Below are 11012 nucleotides of genomic sequence, written 5' to 3' on the forward strand. Positions count from 1 at the left end.
GCCGAACGTGACCGCCTGCTCGGCGCCAGTGCGGGACTGTCCGACGGTGAACGGCAGGCGCTAGTCGCCCAACTCCAGCAAGCCCGCTTCACGGCCGACGAACTGAGGCGTCTGCCGGCCTATGAAATGGACGGGCGGTAATCACGCCGGAGACGGCGTCACTCCTGGCACGGGTGTCATCGTCGGCGCAGGTGTTATTCCCGGCGCAGGCGCCGTACCCGGTGCCGGTGTTATGCCTGGTGCCGGCGTCGTACCCGGTGCCGGCGTCGTGCCCGGTGCCGGCGTCGTTCCTGGTGCCGGTGTCGTACCCGGTGCAGGCATCGTGCCCGGTGCCGGTGTCGTTCCCGGTGCAGGCGTCGTTCCTGGCGCCGGTGTCGTGCCCGGTGCAGGCGTCGTTCCTGGCGCCGGTGTCGTTCCGGGTGCAGGTGCCGGAGCGCCGGGTGCGGGCGTCACGCCCGGCGCAGGAGCCGGCGTCGTCGCCGGCGGAATGGGAGCCTGCGTGGCAGGATCGACAGGCGCTGTTCCCGACGTGACCGGAATTTCACGCAATGCCGCCTCTATGCCTTGGGGCGTGACCGCGGCAGCAATCGCCATGGTGCGCTGGATCGATATCTCGGGCGTGTTGTAGTTCAAGCCCTGCTGCACGGCAAAGTAATGCCCGGCCGTGTACTTGTTGTCGAGCAGCGCCGGCACCCATCCCCATACGGAATGTCCGCGGAAGCTGTGCGCCGAGTCGAGCATGGTGCGCACCAGCACGCCGCGCGTGACGGTGCCGCCAGAAAGCTGGCCTGCCCAGTACTGCACATCTTCCTCGGGGGGGGCCGTCGTCCCCGTGCGACCCAGCACGTTTCTGTAGATGATCCTGACGAAGTCCGAAGGGCTCATGTTCACCGAATAGCCGGTCAGGTTGGTGTATTGCACGGCGGCGTTGTAGAACAGGTCGGCAATCTGGTCGAGGCTTTCTCCCGCCTTGAATTTTTCGATCCAGTAGGCAAGGCCGTCCGCTTCGGGCACGCGATTGAAGAAGGCGATGTACAGCTCGATGAGCAACTTCAGCTCTTCCGGCTGAATGCCCGCGGCCAGCGCGCCGATGCGGGGATTGACCGTGACATCCGTAAACTGCATTCGCTCGATGCTCTCGGGAAGGTTGGAGGTGCCGTCGCTTCCCACGTTGTCGATCACGGTATACCCGCTGGCGCTCTTGATGATGTTGTAGTTGGCGCGCGGACCGGCAAATGTGGCGACATTGCCGACCACCGTCGCCGGAGCAAGGCGCGCCGGCGACGACGGCGTTCCCGAGAGGCTGTTGCCGGGGTCTCCGCCCCCGCATGCCGCCAGCAGGACGGAAACACTGGCAGCTGTGACGATTCTTGTTCTTAACGCAGCTTTCATCTTGATCTCCTGAATCTCCTTGGCCCTGGAACCGCCCGGGGCACTTGCAAGTCTTGTAGGATCAGGATCGACATGGGCTGTTCCGCCGCTTGCCGAGCGGTGTTTGATGCGGGTTAAGCGCATGGCCCGCGGAACCGAGCGCCCTCCACGCCCTCTATAGAAAGTGCGCAAGCGCCAAGGACTTGCGCATTGGAGAGACTTGCCCCGCGAACCGACGCATGCGAAGACGACGTCCGATCCATCTGCCGCGGCCGCTCCAGGATCGGCTCGATGCCGCCACCCGCGCATTCATCCAGGCCGACCGGAGATTCGTTGCCGATTTCACTTCTCCCGCCGGCGAACCCGCATTCACCGGACCCGATTCCATCTCCTGGCAAGTCTTCAAGAATCCACTGTCGCTGTTCGTCGGCGGCGTTGCCGCAGTCATCCTCGAGCTGGCCGAGCCGCGCGTGCGCGCGGGCGTGTGGGGGCACAGCACTTTCCGCGGCGATCCGCTGGAACGCATTCGCCGCACTGGATTGTCGGCAATGATGACGGTGTATGGCGCGCGCAGCCGCTCCGAGCAAATGATCCGCCGGGTCGTGGCGATGCATGCGCGCATCAACGGCACCACCGATGACGGGATGCCCTACCGCGCGGATGATCCGGAACTGTTGCGCTGGGTGCAGGCGACGGCCAGCTTCGGATTTCTTGAAGCCTACGATGCCTGGGTGCATCCGGTCGATGAAGTCGCGCGCAGCCGCTTTCACAAGGAAGGCGTCGAGGCCGCACGCTTGTACGGCGCGCACGATACGCCTCGAACCGGGCACGAACGCGACCTGTACTTCGCGATGATGCGCGACCGGCTGGAAGCTTCCTCCGTCATCTTCGAATTCCTCGATATCGTGCGCGGCGTCCGCCTGTTGCCGCGCCCGCTTGCCGGTGTGCAGGAAATGCTGGTGAAGGCCGCCATCGAGATCCTGCCGGAGTGGGTACGCGAACGCCTCTCGCTCGGCGCCGCCTGGGACCTGCGTCCCTGGCAACGGCTGCTCATCCGGCGCGCCGGCGCCATCATCGACCGCATCCCCCTGCGCGCCGCGCCGCCGGCGCAGGCCTGCCGCCGCCTCGGGTTGCCGGAAGACTATCTCTACGCGCGCTAGCGGCCCGACGCGCGCTCCGCGGAACGCTGCGCTTTTTCTTCGGCCATGCGCTCGCGCATGCCGCCATCCACGCCGCTGCCCGCCTGAACCGGTGTATGCAGAGTGCCTGCGGTGCGCGGGCCGGGCGGAGCGTTTTCCATCTGCACGCGGTGCGAAACATTGCCCGAGATATGCTCGGCGAGATCGGGCAGCATACGGTGCGCAAAGTTCGCGCCGGATGCCTTCCAGCCCACCGGCAACTCTTCGACCGGATGCAGCGATGCCCACACGATGGCATCGACCACCTTCATCGGATCGTCCAGCGTGATCATGCGCGATGCGCGACCGGTGTAATTTGCGGCGTGCTGGAAGAAAGGTGTATCGGCCGCCCAGGGCATGACCGTCGATACCGCGATCCTGTCCATGCCGCCCAGGCGCAATTCCTCGTTGATCGCCCGCCCTAGACTGAGCACGGCCGCCTTCGAGGCGGCATACGTGGCCTGGTAGGCGATCGGCACTTCGCTTTCCACCGAACCGATATTGACCAGCGTGCCATACCCCTGCTCGCGGAAGCGGCGCAGCGCCGCATGGCTGCCGTAAATCACGCCTTTCACATTCACGTCCACCAGCCGCGCATGGTCCTCGACGGGAATGTCTTCAAAGCGCCCGATCGCGCCGACGCCGGCATTGTTGATCCACACGTCGATACGGCCGAAACGGCGCACCGCCTCATCGGCCACCCGCTGCACATCCTCCGCCTTGCCCACATCCGCGGTCACGACCAGCGGCGTGCCGCCTGCAGCGGACGCCTTCTGCGCGACCTCGTTCAGCAAGCCCGTGCGCCGCGCCACCAGCACGACGTTGGCGCGCAGCTCCGCCAGCCTTTCCGCCACACCGCGGCCGAATCCGCTCGAGGCGCCGGTGATCACATAGGTCTTGCCGGCAACCAGCGGCTCGTCGGCCGGCTGCAGGCGCGGCGCCGCACAGCCGGCAAGCTGCAGGGCCGCAAGGAATAACACGGGAAAGAGTCTGGGAAAATGCATGGCAAGCCTCCTTTCCAGCCATCGATGCAAGAGGCATACCGGCGACCGCGCATGTACTGCGGCAATGCGGATTGATGCATATTCAGCGCCGCGCGGGCGGTGGAAACCTTTGCGCCCCGCAATCATCGCAGCAGCTCCCGCACTACTCCCACGACTCCCACTACTGGCGAAAGGATGCAACATGACGCATGACGACGAACGGCGCCTGCTCTTGAAGTGGTTCGGCGCGGCGGCGGTCACCGGCCTTGCCGGCGTGCCGGCGCTGGCCGTGAGCGAACCCGAGCGCCAACTCGATGTGCCCTACGTGCCGACGCCGCAAGGCGTGGTCAACCGCATGCTCGAGATGGCACAGGTAAAGAAAGGCGACCTGCTGTACGACCTCGGCTGCGGCGACGGCCGCCTGGTGGTGACCGCGGCGAAACGTTACGGGGCGCGCGGCGTGGGCGTGGACCTCGATCCGCAACGCATCGGTGAAGCGCGCGCCAACGCGAAACGCGCCGGAGTCACGAACAGGACGAAATTCATGGTGGGCGACCTCTTCAAGACCGACCTCTCGGAGGCCACGGTAGTCACGCTCTACCTGCTCAACAGCATCAACATCCAGCTGCGGCCGCAGCTGTGGAAACAGTTGAAGCCGGGCACGCGTGTGGTGTCGCACGCCTTCGATATGGGCGACGAATGGCCGCCGGAAAAAACGGAAACCGTCCTCGGCAGCAACATCTACTTCTGGACCATCACCGACGAACAGAAACGGCTCGCTTCCTGACCTGTGTGTCCTGGCATGTTTCATGCCACAATGGACACATGAAAACCATCCTCGTACTGGCCCTGGAAGGGGCCATGGACTCCTGTCTGGCGATCACGCTGGACACGATCCGCGCCGCGCAGGCCTTCCAGTCCCGCAGCGGCAAGGGCGGCGCCGTGCGGCTGCTCGTCGCGGGGCATCGCAAGACGGTATGCGCCGGCAATGGCATGCGGCTGGATACGGACCTCAGCGTTGCCGAAGTGGCGGCAGGCGCGGCACGCCCCGACTGGATCGTGATTCCCGGGCTCGGCCTGTCCACGGATGAAGCCATCGATGCACGCTTCACGCAGAAGGACGCCATCGCCGCCATGGACCTGCTGCGCCAGGCGCCGCGCACGACGCGCATCGGCGCCTCCTGCTCGGCCGTCTTCCTGCTGGCGCAGGCCGGCCTGCTCGCCGGCCGCCACGCGACGATGACATGGTGGCTGGCGCAATCATTCCGCGCGCGCTTCCCGGATATCCGGCTCGACGAAACCAAGATGCTGGTGCGCGACGGCCCCTGCCTCACCGCCGGCTCCGCCTTCGCGCAGCTCGACCTGACGCTGGCGGTGATCGCCGACACGATGGGCACCTCCGTTGCACACCTATGCTCGCGCTACCTGCTCATCGACCAGCGGCCCTCCCAGGCGCGCTACATGATCCGCTCCCACATCCAGCATGCCGACCCCACGGTCATCGCCGCCGAGCGCTGGGTCGACGCCAATCTTTCCAGTCCGATCAGCATCACGCAGCTCGCCGCCGCGCTGGCCGTCTCGCCGAAGACGCTGTCGCGCCGCATCGACGCCGCCATGGGCGTCACGCCGGTCAAGTTCATCCAGCGCCGCCGATTGCTGCACGCATCGCACCTGATCGAAACCACGACCAAATCGATCGAAGCGATCGCCGCCGAGGTCGGCTATCAGGACGGGACAGCGCTCAGGAAACTGGTGAAGAGGGAGTTCGGGACCACGCCGGCGGCCTTGCGCGGATAGCCCCTGGTGAAGCGCATGGTGGGTTTCGCTGCGCTCTACCCACCCTACCGTCCTATATAAAGAATCGTAGGGTGGGTAGAGCGCAGCGAAACCCACCATGCCTTCCTAATGCGCCACCGACTTTGAAAAAACATTCAGCACGACCACCCCCGCGACGATCAGCGCAATGCCGATGACGGCCGGCATATCGAGCGACTGCCCGAACCGGAACCAGCCGATGGCCGAGATGAGAACGATGCCCACCCCCGACCACACTGCATAGGCAATGCCGACCGGGATAGTGCGCAGGGTGAGGGAAAGCAGATAGAACGCGATGCCGTAACCGGCAACCACCAGTGCGGAAGGCCCCAGCCTGCTGAAGCCATCGCTGGCTTTCAGCGCCGATGTGGCGATCACTTCCGCGAGGATTGCGGCGCCAAGGAATAGCCAGTTCTTCATTGCACCACCTTGTGTCGTATGGGAGTGCAGACGATTGTAGCGTGCGACGGAATTCAGATTTGCGGGCGCTTGTCGAACCAGGGACGCGCCTGTTCAAGTTCGGCGGCAAGCTGCAGCAGCAGCGCTTCGCCGTCCAGCGGAGCAAGGAATTGCACGCCCAGCGGCAGGCCCTGCCTGTTCCAGTACAGCGGCACCGAGACGGCCGGCCTGCCCGTGATGTTGGCGAGCTGCGTGAATGGGGTCCATGCCAGGTTCTTCAGGATGTTCGTCTGGAAGGTGGCGGTCTTGCGCAATGCCCCGGCAAGGCCGACCCTGCTGACGATATCGTTGGCCAGGTGCAGGTACTGCGGCGTCTTCATGTGCCCGATGGGCAGCGCGGGTTCGCTCAGCACCGGCGACAGCCACAAGTCGTATTGCGCGTGGAAGCGCGCCAGCGCAGTGACGTAGGTTTGCCACCGCCCCTGTATCTGCAGCAGTTCCGATGCCGAGACGCTGCGCCCGGCGTCGGCCATGGCGAGCGTGTCCGGCTCGAAGTCGCGGCGCACTGCCCCGTTGTTGCGGCGGATCTCGTCGACCGTGGCGGCGACGAAACAGAACCACGGGATCAGGAAATCTTGCGCGAGCTGGTTGCCGTCGATGCCGGGGCCGCCTTCTTCGACGTGGTGGCCAAGCGATTCCAGCAGGCGCGCGGCGTCGTGCACCGCGTCGACAGCGTCGGGATGCACCGGCATTCCGATCGGCGATGCGGTCGAGAAGCCGATTTTCAGGCGCCGCAGCGGTGCACGGATGGCGTCGAGGTAGGAGCGCGCGGGATGCGGCATCGGGTAGGGTGCGTGCGGCTCAGGCCCCTGCAGCACGTCCAGCATCGCGGCGCTGTCACGCACGCTGCGCGAGAGCACGCCCTGCACCGCGCAGCCGTTCAGCGCCTCGCCGACGGCCGGACCCATCGAGATCCGGCCGCGCCCCGGCTTCAGCCCGAGCAGGCCGCATGCCGCCGCCGGAATGCGGATCGAACCGCCGCCGTCGTTGCCGCCTGCCACCGGCACGATGCCCGCCGCCACGGCGGCCGCGGAGCCGCCGGACGAGCCACCCGTGGTCCGCGCCAGGTCCCAGGGATTGCGGGTGGGGCCGTGGGCGAGCGGCTCGGTGACGTTCTTGGCGCCGAATTCGGGCGTGTTGGTCATGCCAAAGATCAGCAAGCCTTCCGCCTCCCAGCGCCGGGTGACATCGGCCGATGCCTGGGCGGGCGCCTTGCCCAGCGCACGGCTGCCGCCGCAACTGGGTAAGCCGGCGATTTCCTGGAACAGGCTTTTCACCAGGAAGGGCACACCGGAAAAACGTGCTTGCGATGCCGCCGGTTGCGCCGCCCTTTCCCGTGCCCGCTCATCGCAACGGCGGACGATGGCGTTGAGCTTCGGGTTGGCCTCGTCGGCGCGCCGGATCGCCACGTCCAGCAGCTCGCGCTGCTGCACCTCGCCGCGCCGGACCAGTTCGGCCAGGCCCAGCCCGTCATACCGGACATACTCGTCGAATGAGATCGTCATCGCAGCGCTCTCCCTGGCAGGTGTCCCCCATGGTAAATCACGCGCAGCTTGCGGCGGAAGTTTGTCTTGCCCGGCCGGGCCAATCTCTTGTCTTGCCGGCTCCGCTATCCCAGGCGGCGCAGGACCGCACAGGGATTGCCGGCCGCAAAGACATTGTCCGGGATGTCCTTGACGACGACGCTGCCGGCGCCAATCACCGACCGGCTGCCGATGCGCACGCCCGGACAAATGATCGCGCCGCCCCCGATCCAGACATCGTCGCCGATATCGATGGCCTTGCCCGATTCGCGGCCGGCGCTGCGCTCGTCGGCGTCGAGCGGATGCGTGGCCGCATAGACCTGGACCGCCGGCCCGAACAGCACGCCCGAGCCGATGCGCACCGGGGCCACATCGAGCACCACGCAATTGAAGTTGAAGAAGACTTTTCCGGCAAGGAGGATGTTGCTGCCGTAGTCGCAGTAGAACGGCGGTTCTATCCAGACGCCCTCGCCGGCGGAGGGAATGAGCTCCTTGACAAGACGGGCGCGTTCCTCGGCCTGGTCGTCGCGCGTGTCGTTGAGCGCCTTGGTCAGCAGGCGGGCGCGCCGGCGCTCGCTGCAGAGCTGCGGATCGAGCGGGTCATACAACTCGCCGGACAGCATTTTTTCCTTCTCGGTCTTCATCTTCCCTCCGGGGCCTCAAAGGGAGGACCGGGGCGGTGTCGCCAGGTTCCTCCGGCCGGTGGCGGCGTGCGTTTGGAAAAATCGGAGCGCGGACTTACAATCCGTCCTTCCCATCCGCAGATCCCGCCATGTACATCGAATCCATCCGCCAGCGCCTGCGCGCCCTCGGCGCCCGCCCGGTCCACGAGCAGCGCGTGCTGCGCGACTGGATACAGGTGCGCCCCTGGGACCAGGGCCGCCGCCGGCCGAAGGATTTCCTGCCGCAGGCCGTGCGCGACGCGCTGCCTGCGCTGGAGGCGGAGCTGAAGGACATCGCGCGCCTCGTCTCTTCCCACCCGGTGGCCGACGACCCCGGCTCGGCGCGCCTGCTGGTGGGCCTGCAGGACGGACAGACCGTGGAAAGCGTGCTGCTGCCGCGTGGCGGGCTGTGCGTCTCCAGCCAGGTCGGCTGCGCGGTGGGTTGCCAGTTCTGCATGACCGGGCGCGACGGCCTGCTGCGCCAATTGACCAGCGGCGAGATCGTCGCGCAGGTGGCGCTGGCGCGCACGCAGCGCGCGGTGAAAAAAGTGGTGTTCATGGGCATGGGCGAGCCCGCCCACAACCTGAACAATGTGATGGAAGCGATCGAGCTGCTGGGTACCGAGGGCAACATCGGCCACAAGAACCTGGTGTTCTCGACCGTCGGCGACCCGCGCGTGTTCGAGCGGCTGCCGCAGGGGCCGGTGAAGCCGGCGCTGGCGCTGTCGCTGCACACAACCAAGGCGGCGCTGCGCGAGAAACTGCTGCCGCGCGCGCCGCGCCTGACGCCGCAGGAACTCGTGGAGCTCGGCGAACAGTACGGCCGCACTACCGCCTATCCGGTGCAATACCAGTGGACGCTGCTGGACGGCATCAATGACGGCGAGGATGAAATCGAGGGCATCGTCGCCTTGTTCAAAGGCAAATACGGCGTGCTCAACATCATTCCCTACAATTCGGTGCCCGACCTCGCCTTCCGGCGGCCGGCGACCGAGCGTTGCCGGGAAATGATCCGTATCCTGCACCGTCGCGGGGTATTGGCCAAGCTGCGCGATTCCGCCGCGCAGGAAGTGGACGGTGGCTGCGGCCAGCTGAGGGCGCGCGCGCTGGAAGCGCAGCGGCAGGTCATCCCGGTGCGCGCCGCCTGAAACGCATTCAGCGTTCCCCGTCTCCTTCGTCCGGCTTCCTTTCCTCTTTCGGCGGCTCCTTCCCTGCCGCCTCGGCAACCTGTTGCTTCATCGGGTCGCCGTGCTTCTTGATTTCCTCTTCGGCCGGTTCCGCCACGCGGCCCTGGTTCTTGTCCGTATTCATGATGCACTCCTTGGTCGTGGATGTCTTGTTGCTGAGGCAGACGCGCGCGCGATTGGTTCGCGGCTTCCCGGGTCAAGCGGCTGGCTCCGCAAGTCAGTCCGCGCGGGTGGCGGCGCACCGGGGGCGGCGCTTACGATAGGCATTTCCCACCGGTATGCCGAAGATGAGGAAAGACATGGGTACTAGGATTTGCGCGGCAGTGTTTGCCGCGGCCGCCCTGGCCGCGGGATGCGGCGGCGGCGAGGCGCAGGGACCGGCGGCAACGCTCAGCCCGAGCAGCACGCGCCTGCCCCCGACATGGACCATTGATGCGCCCTTCGAGCAACAGCCCGGGAAGGCGGAATATCCGTCGGTCGCGATCGCGGCCAATGGCGAAACCCTCACCGTGTTCGCCCAGGATACCGGTACGCGGATAGCAGTGTTCGCGGTACACGGGAATGTGAACAGCGCCACCATCGGCGCCCCGCGCACGATCGACTTGCCGGAGATGAATACGCAGCCCTCGCTGCGCGCCAACGGCAGGTTCCAGACAGCGACGCAGGTAGCGATGAACCCCGCGACCGGCGACGCCGTTGCGGTATGGAGCGCGACGGCCGGTGACCGGCCCCATGTCTGGGCGGCGAGCTACAACCACGCATCCGACACCTGGAGCGTGCCCGTCCGGCTGGACGCGTCGGCTGCCGGCGCTTCCTATCCGGTCCTCGCAATGAATGCGCAAGGCCGGGCCGTAGCCGCGTGGAGCGAGGCGGGCAGCGTCAGCGCCGCCACGTTCAACGCGGGCACATGGCGCAACCCCATACGGCTCTCGTCGAGTGCCTCCGGCATGACGCAGGCAGGCATCGATGCCGCGGGCAATGCCTTGTTGGCCTGGGTGGAGAAGGATACGGCGGGCATCGATAACATCCGCGCCGCACGCATCGATGCCGCCGGAGCCGCTGCGCCTGCGCGCACCCTCGATACGCTGACGGCACCGGCTTCGATGCCCTCGGTCGCGGTAGCGCCGAACGGCAACGCATTGGTGGCCTGGCTGCAGGACGACGGCACCGGCAGTTCCGTGCATGCCAGCCGCTTTGACGGCAGCAGCGCGTGGTCGGCGCCGGCGACTATCGAGGACCGGCCGGGCAGCAGCTTCGCCCCCTTCGCCGCGCTGAACGATGGCGGCGGCTTCATCGCCTGGGAACAGGAAGTCGCGGTGGCGTCGAGCGGTTACGCCTTCGCCGCAAGGATGGACGCGAACGGTGCGTGGAGCGCCCCGGTCAACGTGTACAACCGCGGCGCATTCATGCCGGTCGTGCGCCTGCGCGAGAATGGCGACGCGATAATGGTATGGCTTGCCGCGCACACCCAGTTCGCCACCTGGTCGGCCTCGAGCGGGAGCTGGAGCAGCGTGGTCAACCTCGCCCCGTACAACTGCGGCAACGGCCACGCGCTGGCGATGGACGCATCGAGCGGGAAAGCGGTGGCGGCCTGGGTTCCCAGCAACTGCTCCCGCAATAACGATGTGTACGGGGCGTTCTATCGGTAGATGCGCGGTGGGTTTCGCTGCGCTCTACCCACCCTACCGTCCTCTATAAAGAACCGTAGGGTGGGTAGAGCGCAGTGTTTAGCCGGGACACATGGGTAACACCTGTCGGGAGACATAGGTAACACATGTGATCACGATTTTAGGCGATGTTCCGCAGGTCGACCTGCCTGAGGTGTTTATGACAG

At 66.4% G+C, this 11012-nt stretch carries 11 protein-coding genes; 5 read left to right on the forward strand and 6 right to left on the reverse strand.

Annotated elements, in window-relative coordinates; all coding sequences use genetic code 11:
* Positions 1-141: 141 nt before the first annotated feature.
* On the reverse strand, positions 142-1392 hold the full coding sequence (locus tag VFF99_RS08830; RefSeq protein ID WP_325016985.1) for a DUF4214 domain-containing protein: 1251 nt from the start codon (positions 1390-1392) through the stop codon (positions 142-144).
* A 218-nt stretch (positions 1393-1610) separates the two neighbouring features.
* On the opposite strand from VFF99_RS08830, the gene VFF99_RS08835 reads away from it, so the two are divergent.
* On the forward strand, positions 1611-2531 hold the full coding sequence (locus tag VFF99_RS08835; RefSeq protein ID WP_325016987.1) for an oxygenase MpaB family protein: 921 nt from the start codon (positions 1611-1613) through the stop codon (positions 2529-2531).
* Here the strand turns inward: VFF99_RS08835 and VFF99_RS08840 are convergent.
* Entirely contained in the window at positions 2528-3553 is a 1026-nt protein-coding gene (locus tag VFF99_RS08840; protein WP_325016989.1) for an SDR family NAD(P)-dependent oxidoreductase, read from the reverse strand. The two genes, VFF99_RS08835 and VFF99_RS08840, sit on opposite strands and share 4 nt — an antisense overlap.
* A 181-nt stretch (positions 3554-3734) precedes the next feature.
* On the opposite strand from VFF99_RS08840, the gene VFF99_RS08845 reads away from it, so the two are divergent.
* Both VFF99_RS08845 and VFF99_RS08850 read left to right on the forward strand, forming a co-directional pair.
* The gene (locus tag VFF99_RS08845) at positions 3735-4319 is read left to right on the forward strand and encodes a class I SAM-dependent methyltransferase (protein WP_325016991.1); all 585 of its coding nucleotides are present in this window, start codon (positions 3735-3737) and stop codon (positions 4317-4319) included.
* Positions 4320-4357: 38 nt separating this feature from the next.
* Complete coding sequence (locus VFF99_RS08850; RefSeq protein ID WP_325016993.1) at positions 4358-5329, forward strand: GlxA family transcriptional regulator; 972 nt, start codon at positions 4358-4360, stop codon at positions 5327-5329.
* Between the two features lie 105 nt (positions 5330-5434).
* Here VFF99_RS08850 and VFF99_RS08855 read toward each other — a convergent pair whose 3' ends face one another.
* The 3 genes from VFF99_RS08855 to VFF99_RS08865 all read right to left on the reverse strand — a co-directional run bounded on the left by VFF99_RS08855 (position 5435) and on the right by VFF99_RS08865 (position 7973).
* Positions 5435-5767, reverse strand: a complete 333-nt coding sequence (locus VFF99_RS08855; protein WP_325016995.1) for a DMT family transporter — start codon at positions 5765-5767, stop codon at positions 5435-5437.
* 53 nt (positions 5768-5820) lie between these two features.
* Positions 5821-7311, reverse strand: coding sequence for an amidase (locus VFF99_RS08860; protein WP_325016997.1), 1491 nt, complete (start codon positions 7309-7311; stop codon positions 5821-5823).
* Positions 7312-7415: 104 nt separating this feature from the next.
* Entirely contained in the window at positions 7416-7973 is a 558-nt protein-coding gene (locus tag VFF99_RS08865; RefSeq protein WP_325016999.1) for a sugar O-acetyltransferase, read from the reverse strand.
* A 128-nt stretch (positions 7974-8101) separates the two neighbouring features.
* Here VFF99_RS08865 and VFF99_RS08870 point away from each other — a divergent pair, with 128 nt between their 5' ends.
* Complete coding sequence (locus tag VFF99_RS08870; RefSeq protein ID WP_325017001.1) at positions 8102-9139, forward strand: RNA methyltransferase; 1038 nt, start codon at positions 8102-8104, stop codon at positions 9137-9139.
* A 7-nt stretch (positions 9140-9146) separates the two neighbouring features.
* Here VFF99_RS08870 and VFF99_RS08875 read toward each other — a convergent pair whose 3' ends face one another.
* Positions 9147-9302, reverse strand: coding sequence for a hypothetical protein (locus tag VFF99_RS08875; RefSeq protein WP_325017002.1), 156 nt, complete (start codon positions 9300-9302; stop codon positions 9147-9149).
* 175 nt (positions 9303-9477) lie between these two features.
* Between VFF99_RS08875 and VFF99_RS08880 the strand changes: the two genes are divergently transcribed.
* Positions 9478-10827: a hypothetical protein gene (locus VFF99_RS08880; RefSeq protein ID WP_325017004.1), complete on the forward strand. Its 1350-nt coding sequence runs from the start codon at positions 9478-9480 to the stop codon at positions 10825-10827.
* The last annotated feature ends 185 nt before the right edge of the window (positions 10828-11012 follow it).

This window comes from Noviherbaspirillum sp., assembly GCF_035654295.1.
In the GTDB taxonomy this organism is placed as follows: domain Bacteria; phylum Pseudomonadota; class Gammaproteobacteria; order Burkholderiales; family Burkholderiaceae_D; genus Noviherbaspirillum.

What these genes read in the sequence shown, in the direction of transcription:
- VFF99_RS08840 (WP_325016989.1), bottom strand. Translation starts at nt 3,553, where the DNA reads ATGCATTTTCCCAGACTCTTTCCCGTGTTATTCCTTGCGGCCCTGCAG.
- VFF99_RS08865 (WP_325016999.1), bottom strand. Translation starts at nt 7,973, where the DNA reads ATGAAGACCGAGAAGGAAAAAATGCTGTCCGGCGAGTTGTATGACCCG.
- VFF99_RS08860 (WP_325016997.1), bottom strand. Translation starts at nt 7,311, where the DNA reads ATGACGATCTCATTCGACGAGTATGTCCGGTATGACGGGCTGGGCCTG.
- VFF99_RS08845 (WP_325016991.1), top strand. Translation starts at nt 3,735, where the DNA reads ATGACGCATGACGACGAACGGCGCCTGCTCTTGAAGTGGTTCGGCGCG.
- VFF99_RS08855 (WP_325016995.1), bottom strand. Translation starts at nt 5,767, where the DNA reads ATGAAGAACTGGCTATTCCTTGGCGCCGCAATCCTCGCGGAAGTGATC.
- VFF99_RS08875 (WP_325017002.1), bottom strand. Translation starts at nt 9,302, where the DNA reads ATGAATACGGACAAGAACCAGGGCCGCGTGGCGGAACCGGCCGAAGAG.
- VFF99_RS08835 (WP_325016987.1), top strand. Translation starts at nt 1,611, where the DNA reads ATGCGAAGACGACGTCCGATCCATCTGCCGCGGCCGCTCCAGGATCGG.
- VFF99_RS08880 (WP_325017004.1), top strand. Translation starts at nt 9,478, where the DNA reads ATGGGTACTAGGATTTGCGCGGCAGTGTTTGCCGCGGCCGCCCTGGCC.
- VFF99_RS08830 (WP_325016985.1), bottom strand. Translation starts at nt 1,392, where the DNA reads ATGAAAGCTGCGTTAAGAACAAGAATCGTCACAGCTGCCAGTGTTTCC.
- VFF99_RS08850 (WP_325016993.1), top strand. Translation starts at nt 4,358, where the DNA reads ATGAAAACCATCCTCGTACTGGCCCTGGAAGGGGCCATGGACTCCTGT.
- VFF99_RS08870 (WP_325017001.1), top strand. Translation starts at nt 8,102, where the DNA reads ATGTACATCGAATCCATCCGCCAGCGCCTGCGCGCCCTCGGCGCCCGC.